Below are 21,336 nucleotides of genomic sequence, written 5' to 3' on the forward strand. Positions count from 1 at the left end.
GTACATTTGCCTAACAGTGTTAAACAATTTAATACTTTATAAAATGGCAAGCAAAGATCGAATTTTACGTCAAAAAGAAGAAACCAGAAAGAACATTCTGGATGCTGCCTATACTATTGCAAAAGAAGAAGGTTGGCAAAGCCTCAGCATGAGAAAAATTGCCGACAAGATTGAATACACAGCCCCAATCATCTACGAATATTTTTCTAATAAAGATGCCATCTTGCAAGAACTTACACTTAAAGGTTTTATCGCTTTGACCAAAGACCTGGAAAAAGCAAAAAGCCTTTCAGAAGATCCAGCTGAACAATTAGAAAAAATGTGGATGGCCTATTGGGATTTTGCTTTTTCTGATAAGGAACTCTATCAAGTGATGTATGGCGTTCAAATGAACTGTTGTTCTGGTAGATGTTCAGCAACAGAAAATCCTTATAATCTATTTACAGGGGTAATTGCCGAAATAATGAAGAGCCAAAACCCATCAAAAGAAGTCATCAAACAAAAATATTTTACCTTCTTTTCTGTAATCCACGGATTGGTATCGGTGAATATGGTTGGAAATGGATTACCAGCTTCAACCAACAATGAAATTTTGAAAGATGCCATCGGTGGTATCATTAAATCCATACAATAAAAAAATTTTCAACTTTACTTAACAGTGATAAATCATTTAATTAACAAATAGAAGAGCATTGGCTTTTTTTTAAACTCTTACTTAACACTGTTAGATAGTTTAATACCAATTTAAAAGGAATGGTAGAATAATAATTATATGTCTTTTTTTACATTTTTACTTAACGATGTTAGATAATTTAATACAAATAAAACAAACCCTTAACCCTAATAAATGCAATCAATCTCAATGTTAAACAAATTTAAACCCAATACTAAAATGAAAAATGTAATCCTCTCCAGCTTGATACTGGTACTAACATTAATTGGATGTTCGGATAAATCCCAAGCTCCAATGGCGGCTGTCGCTCCTCAACTTCCGGTTTATTCCATTGAAGCTTCATCAGCTACTACTGATTCTGAATATCCTGCAGCTATCCAAGGAACTGTGGATGTTGAAATCCGTCCACAAGTAAGTGGCAACTTGGAAAAAGTTTTTGTTGATGAAGGTGCTTATGTTTCAAAAGGACAAGCCTTATTTAAAATTAACGAACAACCTTACCGAGAACAATTGAACAATGCTTTGGCAAGCCTGCATTCTGCGGAAGCGGCTTTAATAAATGCCCAATTGGAAATCGATAAATTAACACCGCTTGTTCAGAACAAAGTAGTTTCTGATTATCAGTTAAAAACGGCAAAGGCTTCACATAGAATTGCTACTGCAAATTTGGATCAGGCAAAAGCAATGGTAGGTTCTGCTAGAATCAACTTAGGTTACACAACTATCACTGCTCCAGTTAGCGGTTACATCGGACGTCTTCCAAAAAAACAAGGAAGTTTGGTTTCCTCTTCAGATATCGAGCCGTTGACAAAACTTTCTGACGTTCATGAAGTGTATGCTTATTTCTCTCTTGGAGAAACGGATTTTATCAACTTCAAGGCTCAATATTCTGGAAACACTATCAACGATAAAATCAAAAAATTGCCTCCTGTAACTTTAATTTTAGCCGATAATAACGCTTACGCAGAAACAGGAAAAATTGATATGGTTGACGGTCAATTTGATAAAAACACTGGAGCCATAACACTTCGCGCTACTTTTCCAAATGCAAATGGAATTTTACGATCTGGAAATACAGGAAAGATCCGCTTGGGAATTCAACATGAAGATGCAATTCTAGTTCCGCAATCTGCCACAATTGAAATGCAAGATAAAGTTTTCGTCTTTACAGTTGACAAGGAAAACAAAGTAACCAAAGCACCAATTACAATTATTGGTAAAAGCGGAACTGATTATCTTATCAAAGATGGCGTAAAATCAGGTGATCAGATCGTATTAAGCGGTATCGACAAACTTCAGGAAGGTCAGGCAATACAGCCAACAAAATCTACAAAGATTGCTCAAGTAATTACTAAAAAATAATTTTTTCGAAATGTTCAAAATATTCATTCAAAGACCGGTACTTGCAACCGTAATCTCCATTTTATTGGTGATTTTAGGTGTACTCGGACTTACAAAATTGCCCTTACAACAGTTTCCTGATATTGCACCACCATCGGTTTTGGTTACTGCTGTGTATCCTGGAGCAAATGCCGAAACGGTTTTACGTTCCGTAGCACCATCCTTAGAAGAATCTATCAATGGTGTTGAAAACATGACCTACATGAGTTCAACTGCCAGTAACGACGGTACGTTAGCGATCACTGTTTTCTTCAAATTAGGGACAGATGCCGATCAAGCTGCGGTAAACGTTCAAAACAGAGTTGCTCAAGCTACAAGCCAATTGCCTGCGGAAGTCGTGCAACAAGGTGTCATCACAGCGAAACAACAAAACAGTTTTATCATGGCCATCGGAATGTCAACCGAAGATGAGGCTAAATATGACCAGACTTTTGTTGCCAATTATGCCCAAATCAATATCATTCCAGAAATCAAGCGTATTCCTGGAGTGGGTTCTGCCGCTATCTTTGGAGGGACGAAAGATTACTCGATGCGTGTTTGGTTGAATCCAACACAAATGGCGACTTATAATGTAACGCCAAATGAAGTTATGGCTGCAATTCAAGACAAGAGTTTGGAAGCAGCTCCAGGTAAATTTGGGGAACGAAGCAAGGAAGTTTTCGAATATGTAATCAAATACAAAGGAAAACTAACCAAGCCTGAGGATTATCAAAATATTGCCATCCGTTCTAACAACGATGGTTCGATTCTTCGTCTGAAAAATGTTGCCAGAGTGGAACTCGGTGCCTATTCTTACAACAGTTTGACGCGCTTGAATGGTGAAAAGGGAATCGTAATTGGTATCATTCAGTTGGCCGGTTCTAATTCAAATGACATTCAGGTTGCGATTAACGAATTGATGGTAAAAGCGGCGAAAGATTTTCCAAAAGGTATCAAGCACAATATTTTTTACAGCACAAAAGTTTCGTTGGATCAATCTATCGAACAAGTACAACACACATTGATCGAAGCTTTTATGTTGGTATTTATCGTTGTTTTTCTTTTCCTTCAGGATTTCAGATCGACATTGATTCCTGCAATTGCAGTTCCGGTAGCGATTTTAGGAACGTTCTTTTTTATGCAATTATTCGGATTTTCGATAAATCTCCTAACGCTTTTCGCTTTAATCTTGGCAATTGGTATTGTGGTCGATGATGCGATTGTCGTCGTCGAAGCCGTGCATGCCAAGATGGAACATAAGCATTTGTCTCCAAAAGTTGCCACCCACGAAGCCATGCACGAAATTACCGGAGCAATTATTTCGATCACCTTGGTAATGGCTGCTGTATTCTTGCCCGTTGGTTTTATGGAAGGTTCTACAGGTGTTTTCTATCGACAGTTTGCCTTCACAATGGCCATTGCAATTGTAATTTCTGCTGTAAACGCTTTGACTTTAAGCCCTGCCCTAGCTGCATTGTTCTTGAAAGACAATCATGCACCACACGACGGTGAAAAACCATACGTTAAACCAGGATTTAAGCAAAAATTCTTCAACGCGTTCAATACCAGTTTTAACTCATTAACCAACCGTTATGTTGGCGGATTGAAATTCTTGATTCGTCATAAATGGGTTAGTTTGGGTGGTTTGGCTTTAATTACTGTAGCAACTGTTATAATGGTCAGAACAACTCCTGCTGGATTTATTCCTACGGAAGACCAAGGATTTATTGCTATTGCGGTAAATACTCCATCTGGAACATCGTTAGAAGGAACTCAGAAAGTGATGACCGAAGCTGAAAATATGTTACGAAAACTACAATCCACAAGAGATGTAACCGCTATTTCCGGTTTCAACCTCTTGACTAATTCTACGAGTCCTTCTTCTGCAATTGTTTTTATTTTGCTCAAGCCAAATGAAGAACGCGGCGAAGTAAAAGACATCAATGCCATAATGGGACAGGTTCAAGGTCAACTTGGTGCCATTTCAGGAGGAAGTTTCTTCGTATTCAGTTTTCCAACCGTTCCAGGTTTTAGTAACGTTGAAGCTCTGGATGTTGTGTTGCAAGATAAAACAGGTGGAAAGCTCGATAAATTTAGCGGTGTCTCTCAAGAATTCATCGGAGAATTGATGAAACGTCCAGAAATTGCCGTTGCCTTTACCTCTTTCAAAGCCGATTATCCTCAATTGCAATTGGATATTGATGATGCAAAAGCAGATCAATTGGGTGTGAAAGTAAAAGACATTCTACAAACCATGCAAGCCTATTTTGGTAGTGCTCAAGCCTCTGATTTCAACCGATTTGGTAAATATTACAGAGTGATTGTACAAGCTGATATTGAAGACAGAGCCGATCCTTCGGCTATCAATAATGTCTTCGTAAAAAATAAAAACGGCGAAATGGTGCCGATAAATACTTTGGTAAAACTGACTCGTATTTATGGTTCAGAAACGGCTTCGAGATACAACTTGTTCAACTCGATTTCGATCAATGCGATTCCAAAACCTGGCTTTAGTTCGGGTGATGCCATCAAAGCGATTGAACAAGTGGCAGAACAGCAATTGCCAGCCGGATACAGTTATGAATTTTCAGGACAAACCCGTGAAGAAATTTCTTCCGGAGGACAATCGGCAACCATTTTCCTATTGTGTCTGATCTTCATTTATTTCCTACTTGCTGCACAATACGAAAGTTATATTTTGCCTCTAGCCGTAATTTTTTCAATCCCAACAGGAATCTTTGGAGTTTTTGCAGCCATCGGCTTGACCGGAATTGAAAACAACATTTACGTTCAAGTTGCCCTAGTAATGCTCATCGGATTACTCGCCAAGAACGCGATTCTTATCGTAGAGTTCGCCGTTCAAAAAAGAAAATCAGGTCAGGCTTTGGTAAATGCGTCCATAAATGCGGCAAAATTACGTTTACGACCAATTATCATGACGTCACTAGCTTTTGTTGTTGGATTGATCCCGATGATGAGTGCCACAGGACCATCAGCTCAAGGTAACCATTCTATCAGTATTGGTGCCGCTGGAGGTATGGTTTCAGGAGTAATTCTAGGATTGTTGATCATTCCGGTTTTATTTATCGTATTCCAATATTTACAAGAAAAAGTCAGCGGAAAGCCAATCGCTGTAATCCATAACGAAGAAAAATAATGAAAAAGCACATCAATAAATACCTTGCCGTACTCGTACTTCTTACCTTATCAGCCTGTAAGATTTCCGAAAATGTCGAGACACCGAAAGAAGCAATTCCCGCAAGTTTCAGAAATGCAACTACGGAAGATTCAACTTCAATTGCCGATGTAGAATGGAAACAATTCTTTAAAGATGCTTCCCTTTTAAAACTCATTGACAGTGCCGTTGCCAAAAACAACGACCTGCAAGTGGCTCAAAAAAACATCGAGGCTGCTCAATGGCAATTGAAACAAGCCAAATGGAACAATGTTCCTGAATTGAACCTTCAAATTAATGGGGCTTCGAACCGTATTTCAGATAACAGTTTGAACGGTTTGAGTACCAATACCTTTTTGGGGCAGCACCACGTTAACGATTATAATGCAGCTGTAGGCCTTTCTTGGGAAGCTGATATCTGGGGTAAAATGAGAAGCCAGAAAAAAGAAGCTTTGGCAAAATACCTGCAATCTGGCGAAGCCAAAAAAGCTTTGCAAACCACAATTGTTGCGAATGTGGCCAAAGGCTATTACAATCTTTTGATGATGGATGCCCAATTGGCTATTGCCAAAAAGAACCTAACCTTGAACGACAGTACTTTATTTGTAATCAACTTGCAATTTGAAGCTGGACAAGTCACTTCTTTAGCCAAGCAACAAGCCGAAGCACAACAATCAGTTGCAGCACAATTGATTCCGCAATTGGAACAAAATATAGCTATTCAGGAAAATGCCTTGAGCATCCTGGCAGGAACTTTTCCAGATGCAAAAGTACGTAATACTGACTTGAACAGCATTGGCTTAAACGACGATTCATCTGCTGGAATACCTTCTTCATTAGTGAGCCGAAGACCGGATGTACACTTTGCCGAATTGGGCTTGCAAGCCGCCAATGCGAAAGTAGGTATCGCAAAAGCCTATTTCTATCCGAGCTTGAAAATTACCGCTTCTGGTGGTTTGAATTCCTTCGAATCCAGCAATTGGTTCAATATTCCTGCTTCTGTATTTGGTACCGTTGCCGGAAGTTTGACGCAACCAATCTTGAACAGCAGAAAAATCCGTACCCAATATGAAGTAGCCAAAATAGATCGCGAAAAAGCCGTTATCCAGTTCCGTCAATCGGTTCTGGTAGCCGTTGGTGAAGTATCGGATGCTTTGGTGCAGGTTGAAAAACTAAAGGAACAGCAAAACATTTTAGCCAACAGGGTAACCACCTTGCAGACCGCCATCAAAAACGCCAATATGCTCTTCAAAAACGGAATGGCAAATTACCTCGAAGTGATTGTAGCGCAAAGCAATTTATTACAAAGCGAATTAGAACTGGCAACAATAAAACGATCTCGTCTGGATGCCGATGTAAATTTATACAGGGCTTTAGGCGGAGGCTGGAAATAAAAATTAAGGTTTTGTTTTAGATTTGTTTTTATTTGTTTCTCCGAATCAATTGCCCGAAATTTGAGTACGGCAATTGATTTTTTTTTTTTCAGAATAAAAAACAATTCAATTTAAAAACTATTTTTATAGAGATTTACAGTTAACACAGATTGCACAGATTTTCACAGATTCTGTTTTATTCAATTTAGAAATCTGTGCTTAAATTAAGAATTAGAATCTGTGTAAATTTGTGAAATCTGTGTTTAAATAAAAAATTAAAATCTGTGAAAATCTGTGAAATCTGTGTTCAAATAAAGAATTACAATCTGTGTAAATTTGTGAAATCTGTGTTCAAATAAAATAAACAATATGCAAGAAAACTTCCTCTTTCAAGCCATGATCTATTTGGCAGGAGCCGTAATCATGGTGCCCGTTGCCAAACGGCTTGGCCTCGGTTCCGTACTGGGTTATTTAGTAGCAGGAGTCATTATTGGGCCTTTTTGTCTCGGATTTATCGGAACCGAAGGACACGACATTATGCACTTTGCCGAGTTTGGGGTGGTGATGATGTTGTTTGTAATTGGGCTCGAACTCGAACCCTCACGTTTATGGCGAATGCGAAAAACCATTGCTGGAATGGGCGGTTTGCAAGTCTTGGGGACTACAATCGTCATCACCGCTTTGGCAATGTTAATAGGCCTTGATTTCAAAACCTCACTTGTAATGGGAATGATCATTGCCATGTCATCCACTGCAATTGTCATGCAAACTTTGGAAGAAAAAGGGTGGATGAAATCCGTTGCGGGACAAAGTTCGTTTGCCGTATTGCTGTTTCAGGATTTAGCCATTATCCCGATGCTGGCCTTGTTTCCGCTTTTGGCAGATGATACTTTAAAATCGGCTTCCGCCAATGTCTCCCACACCACTTTAATCGACAACTTGCCCGAATGGAGCCAACCCTTCATCGTTTTACTCGCTGTGGCAACCGTAATCATCATTGGAAAATACCTCTTGAGACCAATATTCCACATGATGGCAAAAACCGGAATGCGTGAAATGTTTACCGCAACTGCCTTGCTTCTGGTTGTAGGTATCGCCGTCCTGATGACTTCCGTTGGACTTAGTCCTGCACTGGGAGCTTTTTTGGCAGGTGTAGTTTTGGCCAACAGCGAATACCGACACCAACTGGAAATTGCCATCGATCCCTTTAAAGGATTGCTTCTTGGCTTGTTTTTTATCGCCGTTGGAAGTTCCATCGACTTTCAATTGCTTATTAGTAAACCGTGGATCATCCTTAGCTTGGTGGTAACCTTGATGCTCATCAAAACCATAATCCTTTTCGGAATAGGCAGGATCTTCAAAGTACGAAATGCCCAAAACCTCCTCTTCAGTGTAGGCTTGAGCCAAATTGGAGAATTCTCGTTTGTACTGTTAAGTTTCTCCTTTCAGGAAGGCATTCTCGGTAAAGAAATCACTGATTTGATGATGGCTGTTACTGCCATAAGTATGGCCCTCACTCCTATCATGATGCTGCTGAATGAAAAATTCCTGATTCCGCGTCAATGTGCCGCGATGAATCCTACTGGTTATATTGAACGTGAAAGCGATATCGAGGAACAGGACAACCCCGTTATCATTGCCGGATTTGGACATTTCGGAAATACCATCGGACGATTTTTAAAAGCAAATGATATTGCTACAACGGTTTTGGATAATGATAGTGATAATGTAGATTTCCTACGTAAGATGGGCTTTAAGGTCTATTATGGCGATGCAACACGTTATGATTTGTTAGAAATCGCTGGAGCAAAAAAGGCACAGATTATTGTCATCGCCATTAACGATGCTGAGAAACGCTTGAGCATGATTGAAACCGTCAAGAAACATTTCCCCCACTTATACATCTTGGTTCGTTCCTCGAATAGGTATGATGCCTACGATCAGATGAATGCAGGAATCATGCACATCTACAGGGAAACACTCGACACCAGCCTTCGAGTTGGGGTGGATGTCCTGAAAATTTTAGGACATAGCAAATTAGAAGCTACCCAATCTGCCAAGACGTTTTTCACCCATGATGAAAGAACCTTGAAGTTTTTGGCAAGCATGAAAAACAATGATGACGAATACATCAATGCGGCACGAGAAAAAATCGAGGAACTGGAAAAACTCATCCTTGCCGACCGTGAAGCACTCCGCCTCCAGAACGCCGAAAGTGCTTTATTGATCGAATAAGGAAACTTTTTTAGAGTGATTAAATAGTTAAAGTTCAGCACCTGCTTTTGCCTTTATTCCAAAGGCAAATGCCTTTTGGTACAAAAGAAAACCCCAAACTTTACAAATTTCTTCACTAAATTTAAATCCAAACGAAGCCATAAAGTTCTTAACTTTGTTAGGAACACAACCCAAGAGTACCCACTAAAAAGAACATCTTATGGACAACACCAACACTACTTTTGAGGACCACCTCAACGGCCTCTTTGTTACCGAAGATCAAATACCTCAAGAACATCGCATTGAGGAACTCCACCAAAAACGCTACCTCAGCAATGGCGATATGAAAACATGGGACGGTCCCGTTCATGAAGTCTATTCGCCTGTTTATATCAAAACAAAAGAGGGGCTGAAGCCAAAACTCATAGGCAGTTATCCCGTTTGCACGGAAAAGGAAGCGATGGATTCCCTCACGGCTGCTGTCGAAGCCTATAATGATGGTCGAGGTGAATGGCCCACGATGAATGTTTCCGAAAGGATCAGCCATGTTGAGGCTTTCACCCGAAAAATGATAGCCAAGAAGGATGCCGTTGTCAAACTCATCATGTGGGAAATTGGTAAATCCCAAGCCGATTCGATCAAGGAATTTGATCGAACAGTCGAATATATTTATGCCACCATTGACGCTCTCAAAGATATTGATCGTGATTCGTCAGGTTTTCAAATTGTAGAGGGCATTGCGGCACAAGTTCGCCGTTCTCCACTCGGAGTCGTATTGTGTATGGGACCTTTTAATTATCCGTTGAATGAAACCTTCACCACTTTGATTCCTGCCTTGATTATGGGAAACACCATCCTTTTCAAACCACCAAAATTTGGTACCTTATTGCATTATCCGCTTCAAGAAGCTTTTCAGGAATCGTTTCCAAAAGGTGTCATCAACGTGATTTATGGTCGCGGAAATGTCATTATTCCGGGGCTGATGCAATCGGGAAAAATAAATGTGCTGACGTTAATTGGCTCCAGCCGAGTTGCCAATGAACTTAAAAAACAACATCCAAAAGTCAACCAACTTCGGGCGGTTTTAGGACTTGATGCCAAGAATGCTTCTATCATCACCCAAAATGCCGACTTGGATTTAGCCGTAAAAGAAACCCTTACTGGCTCGTTATCGTTCAACGGACAACGTTGTACGGCACTCAAGATTGTATTTGTACAAAAATCAATTGCCGATGCCTTTATCGAAAAATTCAACAAGGCCCTTTCACAATTAAAATTTGGCTTGCCGTGGGAAGAAGGCGTCAACCTGACTCCACTACCCGAGCCCTATAAAATAGACTACCTCAACGATTGCATCACTGATGCTCAAAAACATGGTGCCAAGGTGGTCAATGAAAACGGTGCTAAAACCAATGCCTCGTTCTTCTACCCAGCCGTTGTCTATCCTGTAAACAAAGACATGAAACTGTATTATGAAGAACAATTTGGACCTATAGTGCCAATCGTTCCTTTTGATGATTTGGAGGAAACCATCCAATACCTCATCAATTCCACACATGGTCAGCAAGTGAGTATCTTTAGCAATGACTCGGATGAAGTCGCTTGGTTGATCGATCCATTAGTGAATTTGGTGAGCCGTGTCAATGTGAACAGTCAGTCACAACGAGGTCCGGATGTGTTGCCATTTACGGGAAGGAAGGATAGTGCCGAGGGAACCTTGTCTGTAACCGATGCGATCCGTTCGTTTTCGATCCGTTCGCTCGTGGCCTTCAAGATGAACGACAGCAACAATCAATTGGTAAACGAAATTGTCAATTCAGGGAAGTCAAAATTCCTGAGTACGAAGTTTATCTTTTAAGCCAATGCACTCCATCACCGATTTATTGGCACAAATAGCACACCGTCCTTGGGAACTCCCGAAAGGAAACTGGAAATATTACCAGGAATGGAACAATGCCCTTTTCATTCATTGGGCCGTTCCTCCAGAAGCATTGCAACATTATCTTCCGGAAAATCTTCCTTTGGACACCTTTGAAGGCAAGGCTTATGTTTCGTTGGTGGCGTTCACGATGCAAAAGATTCGTCCTCGACAATTGCCGGCTGTTGCCTATATTTCGGACTTTCATGAAATCAACCTTCGCACTTATATTGATAGGGATGGCAAAAAAGGCGTTTACTTCCTAAGTATGGAAGCCGAGAAAAGCCTCTCGGTGTGGATTGCCAAAAGCATGTCGGGACTTCCGTATGAAAAAGCCTTGATGTTTAGGGACGAAAAAAGCTATACCTCCAAAAATGCCAAAAGGGATTTTGAGTTGGATGCTGTTTTTGAAATCAAGGAAACTGTAGCCACCAAAACCGATCTCGACCGATGGCTGACCGAACGCTATAGTCTTTATTTAGACGAAAAAAACAGCCTCTACCGCTATGAAGTGCACCACAAAGAATGGGAAATCAAGCATGTGGAAGTGAAAAACCTGAACTTGAAATATAAGATTGGCGACTTGGATTTCTCCAAACAAAAACCTGATTTGATGCATTATTCTGATGGTGTGAAAGTCTTGGCTTGGGGGAGAGAGAAATTAAAATAAACTCCACTGCCCTATTTTTTATAACGAACCGCGTCCTTTTTGACGCGGTTTTTTTATTAAAGCAATCAAAACTTCATTCTTTTATAAAATGCAATAAAAACAGTACGAGTGTTTTTGTAAATGTAGCCCACTTTTACTGTGCTTTTTAAGCCGTCTGCCACTACATTTAGTTGCTTTATCGCTCCGTTACTACCCGTTAGTGCACCGTTACTTCATGTAAGCGTTTCGTTAATCGTTGTCACTGTTTCGTTAATCTTTTCCACCTTCTTGTTAATCATTGCCACCATTTCGTTAAGCCATGCCATCTTTTCGTTAATATTGGCACCGTTTCGCTAATATTTGCCACCTTTTCGTTAGCCTTTGCAACCGTTTCGTTAAGGCTTGCCACCAATTCGTTAATCATTGCCACTATCTCGTTAAGGCTTGCCAGTATTGAAAACTATTGAAGTAGTACTATATAACTACCAATTTTTTGAAGTATCACTAAAAATACTCGATTCCTACTTCTAAAAAATTCTGGAAAGCATTCAAATTATGAGATCTTTTTACACAAAAGAAGAATTTACTTTCCTAGTAATATGGTCTTGTAATAATGATTTAAAAATTATTTTTGAATTCTGCATGAAACATAAAGAGATTAAGTGAAGAGGCTTAGTTTCGATCAATTGATATTTTGTGTATATTCGGAGAAGAAATGGGCAGACCTATATGAAAAAAATAAAGCATTCATTTATCTTACTACTAGTTTTGATTTCTATAAATAAATTAAGAAGTCAAAATTTAAATTTGATTGTAAAAAAAATTGCTACAATAAATGAATTACAATTTGAAGGACAAAGTGGAAAATATCCAAACTTTGAAAACTTTGAACTCCTAAAAAACAAAGCAAACACAGGAGAACTTATAAACCTTCTTGACAACAAAAATGCTGTTGTTGCAGGTTATGCTTCTCTGGGCCTTATTGACAAAAATCATAACGAACTTGAAAAAGTCTTTACAAAGCTTCTCCTTAAAAATGAAACTGTCACAACATTAGGAGGTTGTCTGATAGACGAAGAAGAATTACCTGCTGTATTTTATAATTATTTCATTTTTGAAAGTAAACTATCCGAAGTTGAAAAAAATAAAACAATTTCAAAACTTGACAGTATTGTAATTTACAATGGAAACTCAAATTATTTATTACATAAGGTATTAGAAGAAAAAAAAAAATAATAATTCTTCTTATAATCAGCAAATTAAACATTTAGCTTATCAAAAATACAATCAAGATGCACTTCTTTATATTTCAAATTGGAAAATTGAAACAGATAAAGAAATACTTAAAAAAGCATGGCTAACTTATATTGACAAAATAGAAATAAGCGATCATTATTTAGGGTTTTATTATAACACAGTTGAAAAATTATTGGAATTTAAGGACGATGAAATTAATGCTAAAATTTTATCAAAACTTATCAAGAATAAGGAAAGCTGGGAATATGATAAAGAAAAATTTAAACTCTTATTCTCTGAATATAATTTAAAACTAGATTTAGAAGATTGATGGAGAGGATTTAAAATTGAGGAACTTTCCAAAGTAATTTGAATAGCAAAAAGAAAACATCAAATGAAAAACAGTAAACAAGTGACAGCATTATATTCAAACACTCGGCATCTGACCAAAGTTATAGTTGCGGAGTTTACTTACTGTATTCTTATTTTTTTTTGTTTTCTTCTTATAGCCAAAAATACTATTGCAGTTTATCAAGATTTGATACTGGTTGTCTATGTAATCCTTTTGTTTGTAGTACCATTTGGGTTCAATCTCTTTCAGATTTTTAAATTCAGTAAACAAAAGGAGAACGGAAAAGTAAGCAACTATATCATTACCACTATTTTATTAATAAATTTAATGTTGATGTATCTATTGAAATAAATCAAAACTATAAAATGACTCACCCCTTTTCTCCTCTAATTCAACCACAAGAATTATTAGAACTACAGCATTCTAAAAACCTAATCCTAGTTGACGCTAGCAATGGAAAAGACGCTTACGCAAACTACCAACGTCAACATCTGGACAAGGCTTTGTTTGTAGATCTAAACACAGAACTTGCCGATATCAAAGAAGATGTTACTGATGGCGGAAGGCATCCGTTGCCTACAATAGAGCAATTCTCAAAAACCTTGTCGCGATTGGGGATTTCCAAGGAAAGCCATGTTGTGGTGTATGATGACAAAATGGGTGCGAATGCTGCTGCACGGTTTTGGTGGATGCTAAAAGCAGTTGGACATGAGAAAGTGCAGGTGCTGGATGGAGGTTTTCAGGAAGCAGAACGGGTGGGTTTTCCGATAAATTCAAAAGTGGTAAGCACGACACCAACGACCTATTTCATCGAAGACTGGAAGCTGCCTCTAGCTACAATGGACGAAGTAGAAGCTGTGGTGCAAGACACCCATCATATCGTAATTGACGTTCGGGACAGTGAACGTTATCGAGGCGAAAAAGAACCGATTGACTTGATTGCGGGACATATTCCGGGAGCGATCAACATTCCTTTTACCGAAAATCTAACTAAAAATGGCGTATTCCTTTCTTCGGAAAAATTAAAGGAAAAATACCTAAACGTTTTCAATAGCATTTCTTCTGATAAAATCATTGTGCATTGTGGTTCTGGTGTAACAGCTTGCCATACTCTTTTGGCGATAGCTACTGCTGGTTTGGATATTCCGAAATTATATGTAGGTTCATGGAGTGAATGGAGCCGGAATAAAATGTAAACCCAACTTATTTTATATACTTAATCCATATAAAGAAAAAGACACGAATTACACGAATTTACACCAATTGTCTAGTATCGATTTGTGCAAATTCGTGTAATTCGTGTCTCTTTTGTTTTTTTTCTTTCTGAGTAATTACAAGTTCATCTATCGTTTGATAGCACCATCAAAATCGGATTAATGCGGAAGCTTGTCTTTTAGCAATCCGTAGATAAAAGTTCCGATCATGGCTCCAAGAAGGATGACGGCAACACTCCAAAATCCCGCACCAATAAGGATAAAAATGGGTCCCGGACAAGCACCAACCAAAGCCCAACCCAAACCGAAGAACAAACCTCCGACCCAGTAACGGAAAGAACCTTTTTCTTTATCGGCGATAATGATTGGGTTTCCCTCAATGTCTTTGATGTTTTTGCGTTTGATGATTTGGATCCCGATGATTCCCGTGAATACGGCTACTCCAATGATGCCATACATGTGGAAGGATTGGAACTGGAACATTTCGTAGATGCGGTACCAGGAAACGGCTTCAGATTTTGTGAGTACGATCCCGAAAAGGAAGCCAACTAATAAATATTTTATGAATTTCATTTTATGTTTTTTCTAAAAGTTAAAAGAGTGCCTTTTGTTTTTAATCTAGCCTCGATTGTAATGGAAATCCTTTTTATTTTTTCTTTAAAAATGAAAAGGATTGCAATGGAAAGCGGGAATATGGATTGTTTTATGCCTTGTGTTTTGCTCCTAAAAAATAAGAGGTAAAAGGAAATGTGCCATGATCAATCCGCCAACAAAGAATCCGATGACGGCTTTGAGCGAAGGAATTTGCAGGTTGCTGAGTCCTGAAATGGCGTGTCCTGAAGTACAGCCACCAGCATAACGCGAACCAAAACCGATTAATATTCCGCCAATTAGCAGGATGATGAGCACCTTTGGTGAACTGAACACTTCATTCCCAAAAAGGGCTTGTGGAGCGAGTTTTCCGTTTGGTGCATCGATGTTTAGAGTTGCCAGTTGCTCGATTGTTTTAGGGTTGATGTCAACGTTTGTTGGGTCGCTCATATAGTGAACGGCTACAAAACCGCCAATCATGGCCCCCAAAAGAACGACAAGGTTCCAGATTTGTGATTTCCAGTCGAAACGGAAAAATTCGGCGAATTTATCGGCTCCAGCCAATGTGCAAAGTGTTCGGATATTGGAAGACATTCCAAAAACTTTTCCGAAATAATTGAGCAGTAGCATGACCATCCCGATTATAAATCCTGACACATACCACGGCCAGGTTTGGGTAATTAAATCCATATTAATTATTTTTTATTTTTATTCGCCACAGATTAAAAGAATTAAAAAGGATTCTATTTTGTTGAATCATAAAAATCCTCTAATCTGTGGGAAAATAAGATTGATAGTTTTTTTGTTTAATTAATGCAAAAATAGCAATTCAAATGATTTTTTGGGCGAAATACCAACGTATTAAAATAAACGCTTAAATTTGGGTGCTTAATTTAAAGGTCGAAATGAAAAAATTTACAATCGAAATCAAATGGGGAATACGGTATTTTTTTGCCTATCTCGTTTGGACGTATGTCGAAAAAATGAGTGGGTACTACAACGAAAAAATTGATGATTATCCTTTATACTCCAGTTTGTTTCTTTTTATTGCCATCTTTATATATGCCATGGCGATAAACGATAAGAAGAAAAATTATTTCAACAACACTATGGAATGGAAACAAGGCGTTGTGACAGGAATTTTTATGACGATTGTAATTGCGATTTTGATGCCGTTGTGTCAAATCGTGATCCATAAAGGAATGGCTCCCGAGTTTTTCCCAAACATGATTGAAAATGCTGTAGCAAAAGGAACAAAAATCGAAGATGCAAGAGCCTATTTCAACCTTTCGAGCTATATCTTCCAGAGTATCTTTTCGGCTTTATCGTTTGGAGTGGTAATTTCGGCGATTGTGGCTTACTTTTTGCAAACCAAAACTTTAAAAAAATAAGATGAAAACAGGTGCTTTTTTTTCGGGATTGTTGGTGATGTTGGTACTGGTTTCTTGCGTAAGTACGAAATCAACTATCAAAAATATTGATGATAATGCTCCTGATTTGGTGCTAACAAAGGACAATGTTTTCCTTATTACGGAATACAGCACGGACAAGAAATATGGCTATGATAAGGATTATCCCATCAATTTGTTTTATAAGAATGCAAAGGATGATTCCATCAATCAAGCTCGCTTTTTGAATGCTTTGGCGGGGCCAAACGGCGAAAAGATTTTCTACAAGAAATTGGAGAATTGTTGCCCGTTTCCTTCCAAGAGAAGTGAATATGGTGCGGCATTGCTCGACGTTTATGAAATCAAATGGATAGGTCAAAAAAAACCAATCAAGCTGTACTTGAATATTTATGAAAAAAGCGAATTGATGGTGCCAATTGGGTTTACGTTGAAGAAGTTTTAAGTCTTGATCGTATAGAAATTTTTGACAAATTTTAGTAGAAAAACAAAACTTAAAAACAACAGCGTCAATACAACAGCAAAAGAACTTTCCAGAAATTGAATCCCCAAAATAAAAGCCAAACCTGTCGCTAACATCCTATTTCGATAATCATAAAGAAGTATTTTTTCTTTTTCGAAATGGATCATCAACATCGAAATCAAACTAATCAACCCGATAAAAAATACTAAATCCTGATAATCATTTGTTTGTTCGATTAAAGCAACAATGAGTAATCCGATAGAAATAAAAATCCCTAGCGACAATGCAAGTGTGTCTATATTTGCTTTTTGTACCCATATTTTAGACTGGTTATAGAACGAAAGATTGAAGTTTTCAAATTCACCATTGCTCATTGTCTTTCCTGTTAGACATTTTCGTTTTAAGATATCAAAATACTTTATCGGGAATCGATCTCTAAAATCTAGAAACAAACCAATGTTCCATTCTTCTGAATCTTGTGGTAAAAAAATTTCAGATATAAGAAAATCTAATTTTACCGTTATACTTTTTGTATTACCATCAATCAATAGTGATAGGTTTTCGCAATGCATGATTTTCGAAAGTAGTTTTCCGTTATCACCATAAACTTTCACTTTACGGAAATGATACCAATTGTAAGGAAAAATTAGTTTGAGGTTTAACTGTTTCATAAAGCTTTTTTTTTGAAATAGTATAACTATTTGGATTAAAACCAATTAATCAAATTTAAAGAAATAAAACCAAAATTCAAATATTTTTAAAATCTAAACTTCTCTACAACGTTTTTGTCGAAAAAGTAATCATAATAATTTCTAAATCAACATCCTTTTTTATCAATTCATAACTATCTTTGCACCGTCAAAAACTACATTATGAATCTACAAGATATTCCAAAAATTAAGCATTTAGACAGTGGCAATTTCTTTCTTCTAGCTGGTCCTTGTGCTATTGAAGGCGAAGAAATGGCTTTGAGAATTGCCGAAAAACTAGTTGCTGTTACTGATAAATTACAAATTCCTTACGTTTTTAAAGGTTCTTTCAAGAAAGCAAACCGTTCTAGAATTGACAGTTTTTCTGGAATTGGAGATGAAAAAGCCTTGAAAATCCTTAGAAAAATCTCTGAAACATTTGATGTTCCCACCGTTACAGACATTCATACCAATGAAGATGCTGCAATGGCTGCCGAATATGTGGATGTTTTGCAAATCCCTGCTTTTTTAGTTCGTCAGACGGATTTAGTTGTGGCTGCAGCCAATACAGGAAAGGTAGTGAACTTGAAAAAAGGACAATTTATGAGTCCCGAAAGCATGAAACACGCCGTTCAGAAAGTATTGGATTGCAACAACCAAAGCGTTATGGTTACGGATAGAGGAACGATGTTTGGCTACCAAGATATGATCGTGGACTACCGAGGTATTCCAACAATGCAACAATATGCTACTACGGTTCTGGATGTGACGCATTCTTTACAACAACCAAATCAAACCGTTGGTGTAACAGGCGGAAGACCTGATATGATTGAAACCGTTGCCAAAGCTGGAATCGCTGTTGGGGTTGATGGTATTTTTATAGAAACTCATTTTGATCCTGCAAATGCAAAAAGCGATGGGGCGAACATGCTTCATTTAGATTATTTTGAAGGCTTGATGACCAAATTGGTTGCCATCAGAAAAACCGTAAATTCTTTTTAATACATACCTAATTACATCATTACCTTGAAACATCCATTATTGGTTGTACTCACTTTTTGTGTTTTTTCACAGTACGCTTCTGCACAAGAACTGGCAGAAAATCCGGAAAAATACACCGCAAATAACAAAGGAAAATTCTTTATTTCGTGGGGAGGAAACCGCGAAAGCTATTCTAAATCTGATATTCACTTTAAAGGTGATGGCTATGATTTTACATTGAATGATGTAAAAGCCGATGACAAGCCAAAAGGGTATCATATTGATTATCTAAATCCGGCAAGGATGACGATTCCGCAAACGAATTTGAAGTTGGGTTATTTTATTACCGATCATTACAGCGTTAGCATTGGCGTAGATCACATGAAATATGTGATGCGTCAAAACCAAACGGTTAATATGACGGGAACCATCAATGGATATGCACCTTATGATGGAACTTATAACAACACACCACAGGTTTTAGAAAATGAATTCCTGACGTTTGAACACACCGATGGTTTGAATTATGTTCATGGTGAATTTTCTAGATTTGATGACATTTCATCCTTCTTTAACATTGAAAATACGGATAAATTCCAGATCAATCTGACCGAAGGACTGGGCGGTGGTATTTTGTATCCAAAGACCAACACCAAGATTTTAGGCAAGGATCGATATGATCAATTTCATGTTTCGGGCTATGGCCTTTCGGCGAAAGCAGGAATCAATATTACCTTTTTCAAATATTTTTACCTTCAGGGAGAATTGAAAGGCGGTTATATCGACATGCACGACATCCGAACTACAAAAAGCACGAACGACTCTGCTTCACAGCATTTCATGTTCTTCCAGAGAATTATTTCGGTTGGAGGAATTTTTAGGGTGTAACAACTTTACAAATAAAAACTTCAATGTCCTATGAGATTCAAAACTTATAGGACATTTTTTTTTAAGGATATAACTTCTTGGATGCAATCAAAACCTCCTCTAAAACCTTATTATCAATAGTCTCAAGCGATACATACCGAAGTGATTTTACCAAGCTTCTTTTCTCCCCTACTAAATCGTCCTGATGGATATCCAAATGAAAACCTTTCATAAAAGCCACATCCACGAATTGCTTTTTATGACTGGCATTGAAATAGCAAAATGGCTTCCCATTGAGATAATAAAACGGAATTTTCCATTTGTATAGCAACTGCAATTCAGGAATAGTATGCTCTACAACAGCTTGCAAATGCAATAGAATTGACTTGTAGGGTTCAGGTTGATTGAGTATATAAAGTTCGGCTGGTTTCATGATTCAAAAATAAATGAAATTTTATTAGGTAGAAACTTTTTTTATCATTTACTTTGTAACTCAAAGTACTTTAGTATGGAAGCGAATAAAAATCTTCAAGATATCGAGTATATCAAAAACATGATGAACAAATCGACACAGTTCATCTCCTTGAGTGGAATGGCGGGTGTTTTGGCTGGAGTGTATGCTCTTGTGGGTGCTTTTTATGTCAATTTTCTGATTGAAAGTCATGCATACGAATACATTACTTTGGAAAGTACAACATTCAGATTAATTGTAGCAACGGCCTTTATAGTATTGTTTCTTTCCTTGATTACTGCTTATATCTTAACGGTTCGAAAAGCGAAAAAAATGGGCGAAAAAGTGTGGAATCCTTCCTCAAGAAGATTGGTTATGAATTTTGCAATTCCGTTGTTTACTGGTGGAATTTTTGCACTACTCCTTTTGAAAAACGGACATTACGGATTGATCTCTCCAGTGGTACTTATTTTTTATGGATTGGCCTGTGTAAATGCTAGCAAATATACCTTTAGGGACGTTCGCTATTTGGGAATTACCGAAATCATTTTGGGATTGATTGCCATTGAATTTTCGGGCTATGGATTGCATTTTTGGGTAGTTGGTTTCGGAATTTGTCATATTTTTTATGGTGCTTTTATGTATTTTAAATACGAGAGGAATTCATGAGAAAGCTTATTTATTTTTTATTAGTAATGATTAAAAAGTTAGCATGACATTAGAAAGATTAAATAAAATTGGCCAGCAAACAGCTTTACTTTCATTCTTGTTTGGTACAACTATTTTTGCGGCTTATTTTTATACTTCAATGTCTGAATTACTTTTTATAGGCTATACTTTCATTATAATTGCAGGTTTAGTAAACATCAGAATTATAATTTCCATTTTATTAAAAACAAATGAAGATAAGGTACAGAGAAAAAAATCTATGAAAACTTGTGGTATAATGCTACTTAACATTCCTGCTCTACTACTATATTGTTGGATTGCAATAATCCTGATTAATACAATGAGAATAACCTTTACAAACACAACACGAATGAATTTGACTAACATCAACATATTAGGTTGTGAAAAAATACATATTGACAAACTAAAAGTTGGCGAAAGCAAAACTGTTTGGGTTGAAATCACAGGAGATTGCTCAATCAATATTGATTATCTAGCAAACGGAATTCAAAAAGAAGAAAGTGTTGAAAGCTATGTAACAAACGGCATGGGACAAAAAATAAACCATAAAATTGGAAAATTAAACGAAGAACAAATCTATTAAAACAATAAAATCAAATACTGTAAGAGAAAAAGAATCAAGTCCTTACATTTGCAATAGTAGAGCCTAAAATAAAACGATACCCTAATTTACAGCACAAAATAAATTTGAAAAACATCATCCAGAATATCAACAAAGCTTTTGATCATCGTATCCGTCTGGGTATCATGTCGATATTGATGGTAAACGAAAGTGCCGACTTCAATATGCTGAAGGAACTTTTGGGTGTAACCGATGGAAACCTGGCCAGCCACACCAAAGCCCTCGAAGCTGAAAATTATATCATGATCGAAAAACAATTCATCGGTAAAAAGCCAAACACTAGATATATTGCTACAAAAGATGGAAAAAAAGCCTTCAGGGAACATATCGAAGCCCTTGAAAAATTGATCCAGAAATCATAAACCAAAAAAATTTATTTATTTACTTTGAAA

General features: G+C 37.5%; 20 protein-coding genes. 16 read left to right on the forward strand and 4 right to left on the reverse strand.

All coding sequences use genetic code 11. The features are described from left to right. The first annotated feature begins 43 nt into the window (after positions 1–43). From G508_RS0117495 to G508_RS0117555, 9 genes are all read left to right on the forward strand, one after another. Positions 44–634, forward strand: coding sequence for a TetR/AcrR family transcriptional regulator (locus G508_RS0117495; protein WP_026706523.1), 591 nt, complete (start codon positions 44–46; stop codon positions 632–634). Between the two features lie 258 nt (positions 635–892). Further along, entirely contained in the window at positions 893–2,035 is a 1,143-nt protein-coding gene (locus G508_RS0117500; protein WP_035695151.1) for an efflux RND transporter periplasmic adaptor subunit, read from the forward strand. Between the two features lie 10 nt (positions 2,036–2,045). Continuing rightward, positions 2,046–5,210 (forward strand): efflux RND transporter permease subunit, encoded by a 3,165-nt coding sequence (locus tag G508_RS0117505; RefSeq protein ID WP_026706525.1) that lies wholly within the window; start codon positions 2,046–2,048, stop codon positions 5,208–5,210. Continuing rightward, positions 5,210–6,622 carry an efflux transporter outer membrane subunit gene (locus G508_RS0117510; RefSeq protein ID WP_026706526.1) on the forward strand — a complete coding sequence of 471 codons (1,413 nt, stop codon included), beginning with the start codon at positions 5,210–5,212 and terminating at the stop codon, positions 6,620–6,622. The genes G508_RS0117505 and G508_RS0117510 overlap by 1 nt, the downstream gene beginning before the upstream one ends. A gap of 348 nt (positions 6,623–6,970) precedes the next feature. Further along, entirely contained in the window at positions 6,971–8,836 is a 1,866-nt protein-coding gene (locus G508_RS19260) for a monovalent cation:proton antiporter-2 (CPA2) family protein (protein ID WP_035695154.1), read from the forward strand. Between the two features lie 199 nt (positions 8,837–9,035). Then, positions 9,036–10,673: an NADP-dependent glyceraldehyde-3-phosphate dehydrogenase gene (locus G508_RS0117525; protein WP_026706527.1), complete on the forward strand. Its 1,638-nt coding sequence runs from the start codon at positions 9,036–9,038 to the stop codon at positions 10,671–10,673. 4 nt (positions 10,674–10,677) lie between these two features. Beyond that, entirely contained in the window at positions 10,678–11,403 is a 726-nt protein-coding gene (locus G508_RS0117530; protein WP_026706528.1) for a YqjF family protein, read from the forward strand. Between the two features lie 708 nt (positions 11,404–12,111). Continuing rightward, positions 12,112–12,618, forward strand: a complete 507-nt coding sequence (locus G508_RS0117540) for a hypothetical protein (RefSeq protein ID WP_026706529.1) — start codon at positions 12,112–12,114, stop codon at positions 12,616–12,618. 717 nt (positions 12,619–13,335) lie between these two features. Next, complete coding sequence (locus tag G508_RS0117555) at positions 13,336–14,166, forward strand: sulfurtransferase (protein ID WP_026706531.1); 831 nt, start codon at positions 13,336–13,338, stop codon at positions 14,164–14,166. 177 nt (positions 14,167–14,343) lie between these two features. Here G508_RS0117555 and G508_RS0117560 read toward each other — a convergent pair whose 3' ends face one another. Together G508_RS0117560 and G508_RS0117570 are read right to left on the reverse strand one after the other, a co-directional pair. Then, positions 14,344–14,757 carry a DUF6691 family protein gene (locus tag G508_RS0117560; RefSeq protein ID WP_026706532.1) on the reverse strand — a complete coding sequence of 138 codons (414 nt, stop codon included), beginning with the start codon at positions 14,755–14,757 and terminating at the stop codon, positions 14,344–14,346. 150 nt (positions 14,758–14,907) lie between these two features. Further along, a complete protein-coding gene (locus G508_RS0117570) occupies positions 14,908–15,465 on the reverse strand; it encodes a YeeE/YedE family protein (RefSeq protein WP_026706533.1) in 558 nt (185 codons plus the stop codon). Between the two features lie 215 nt (positions 15,466–15,680). On the opposite strand from G508_RS0117570, the gene G508_RS0117575 reads away from it, so the two are divergent. Beyond that, positions 15,681–16,166 (forward strand): DUF4199 domain-containing protein, encoded by a 486-nt coding sequence (locus G508_RS0117575; RefSeq protein WP_026706534.1) that lies wholly within the window; start codon positions 15,681–15,683, stop codon positions 16,164–16,166. Position 16,167: 1 nt separating this feature from the next. Beyond that, positions 16,168–16,626, forward strand: coding sequence for a hypothetical protein (locus G508_RS0117580; protein WP_026706535.1), 459 nt, complete (start codon positions 16,168–16,170; stop codon positions 16,624–16,626). Here the strand turns inward: G508_RS0117580 and G508_RS0117585 are convergent. Further along, entirely contained in the window at positions 16,623–17,315 is a 693-nt protein-coding gene (locus G508_RS0117585; RefSeq protein ID WP_157486098.1) for a hypothetical protein, read from the reverse strand. The two genes, G508_RS0117580 and G508_RS0117585, sit on opposite strands and share 4 nt — an antisense overlap. Before the next feature lie 201 nt (positions 17,316–17,516). Between G508_RS0117585 and kdsA the strand changes: the two genes are divergently transcribed. Further along, on the forward strand, positions 17,517–18,335 hold the full coding sequence (gene kdsA / locus G508_RS0117590; RefSeq protein WP_026706537.1) for a 3-deoxy-8-phosphooctulonate synthase: 819 nt from the start codon (positions 17,517–17,519) through the stop codon (positions 18,333–18,335). Positions 18,336–18,359: 24 nt separating this feature from the next. After that, complete coding sequence (locus G508_RS0117595) at positions 18,360–19,202, forward strand: hypothetical protein (protein ID WP_026706538.1); 843 nt, start codon at positions 18,360–18,362, stop codon at positions 19,200–19,202. Positions 19,203–19,263: 61 nt separating this feature from the next. On the opposite strand, the gene G508_RS0117600 is transcribed toward G508_RS0117595, so the two are convergent. Beyond that, positions 19,264–19,614 carry a DUF1801 domain-containing protein gene (locus tag G508_RS0117600; RefSeq protein ID WP_026706539.1) on the reverse strand — a complete coding sequence of 117 codons (351 nt, stop codon included), beginning with the start codon at positions 19,612–19,614 and terminating at the stop codon, positions 19,264–19,266. 75 nt (positions 19,615–19,689) lie between these two features. Here G508_RS0117600 and G508_RS0117605 point away from each other — a divergent pair, with 75 nt between their 5' ends. The 3 genes from G508_RS0117605 to G508_RS0117615 all read left to right on the forward strand — a co-directional run bounded on the left by G508_RS0117605 (position 19,690) and on the right by G508_RS0117615 (position 21,306). Further along, the gene (locus G508_RS0117605) at positions 19,690–20,301 is read left to right on the forward strand and encodes a hypothetical protein (protein ID WP_026706540.1); all 612 of its coding nucleotides are present in this window, start codon (positions 19,690–19,692) and stop codon (positions 20,299–20,301) included. A gap of 43 nt (positions 20,302–20,344) precedes the next feature. Next, complete coding sequence (locus G508_RS0117610; RefSeq protein WP_026706541.1) at positions 20,345–20,905, forward strand: hypothetical protein; 561 nt, start codon at positions 20,345–20,347, stop codon at positions 20,903–20,905. Between the two features lie 104 nt (positions 20,906–21,009). Then, positions 21,010–21,306 carry a winged helix-turn-helix domain-containing protein gene (locus G508_RS0117615; RefSeq protein ID WP_026706542.1) on the forward strand — a complete coding sequence of 99 codons (297 nt, stop codon included), beginning with the start codon at positions 21,010–21,012 and terminating at the stop codon, positions 21,304–21,306. Positions 21,307–21,336: the final 30 nt, after the last annotated feature.

Source organism: Flavobacterium soli DSM 19725, from assembly GCF_000422705.1.
Lineage (GTDB): Bacteria > Bacteroidota > Bacteroidia > Flavobacteriales > Flavobacteriaceae > Flavobacterium > Flavobacterium soli.

What these genes read in the sequence shown, in the direction of transcription:
- G508_RS0117495 (WP_026706523.1), top strand. Translation starts at nt 44, where the DNA reads ATGGCAAGCAAAGATCGAATTTTACGTCAAAAAGAAGAAACCAGAAAG.
- G508_RS0117500 (WP_035695151.1), top strand. Translation starts at nt 893, where the DNA reads ATGAAAAATGTAATCCTCTCCAGCTTGATACTGGTACTAACATTAATT.
- G508_RS0117505 (WP_026706525.1), top strand. Translation starts at nt 2,046, where the DNA reads ATGTTCAAAATATTCATTCAAAGACCGGTACTTGCAACCGTAATCTCC.
- G508_RS0117510 (WP_026706526.1), top strand. Translation starts at nt 5,210, where the DNA reads ATGAAAAAGCACATCAATAAATACCTTGCCGTACTCGTACTTCTTACC.
- G508_RS19260 (WP_035695154.1), top strand. Translation starts at nt 6,971, where the DNA reads ATGCAAGAAAACTTCCTCTTTCAAGCCATGATCTATTTGGCAGGAGCC.
- G508_RS0117525 (WP_026706527.1), top strand. Translation starts at nt 9,036, where the DNA reads ATGGACAACACCAACACTACTTTTGAGGACCACCTCAACGGCCTCTTT.
- G508_RS0117530 (WP_026706528.1), top strand. Translation starts at nt 10,678, where the DNA reads ATGCACTCCATCACCGATTTATTGGCACAAATAGCACACCGTCCTTGG.
- G508_RS0117540 (WP_026706529.1), top strand. Translation starts at nt 12,112, where the DNA reads ATGAAAAAAATAAAGCATTCATTTATCTTACTACTAGTTTTGATTTCT.
- G508_RS0117555 (WP_026706531.1), top strand. Translation starts at nt 13,336, where the DNA reads ATGACTCACCCCTTTTCTCCTCTAATTCAACCACAAGAATTATTAGAA.
- G508_RS0117560 (WP_026706532.1), bottom strand. Translation starts at nt 14,757, where the DNA reads ATGAAATTCATAAAATATTTATTAGTTGGCTTCCTTTTCGGGATCGTA.
- G508_RS0117570 (WP_026706533.1), bottom strand. Translation starts at nt 15,465, where the DNA reads ATGGATTTAATTACCCAAACCTGGCCGTGGTATGTGTCAGGATTTATA.
- G508_RS0117575 (WP_026706534.1), top strand. Translation starts at nt 15,681, where the DNA reads ATGAAAAAATTTACAATCGAAATCAAATGGGGAATACGGTATTTTTTT.
- G508_RS0117580 (WP_026706535.1), top strand. Translation starts at nt 16,168, where the DNA reads ATGAAAACAGGTGCTTTTTTTTCGGGATTGTTGGTGATGTTGGTACTG.
- G508_RS0117585 (WP_157486098.1), bottom strand. Translation starts at nt 17,315, where the DNA reads ATGAAACAGTTAAACCTCAAACTAATTTTTCCTTACAATTGGTATCAT.
- kdsA (WP_026706537.1), top strand. Translation starts at nt 17,517, where the DNA reads ATGAATCTACAAGATATTCCAAAAATTAAGCATTTAGACAGTGGCAAT.
- G508_RS0117600 (WP_026706539.1), bottom strand. Translation starts at nt 19,614, where the DNA reads ATGAAACCAGCCGAACTTTATATACTCAATCAACCTGAACCCTACAAG.
- G508_RS0117605 (WP_026706540.1), top strand. Translation starts at nt 19,690, where the DNA reads ATGGAAGCGAATAAAAATCTTCAAGATATCGAGTATATCAAAAACATG.
- G508_RS0117610 (WP_026706541.1), top strand. Translation starts at nt 20,345, where the DNA reads ATGACATTAGAAAGATTAAATAAAATTGGCCAGCAAACAGCTTTACTT.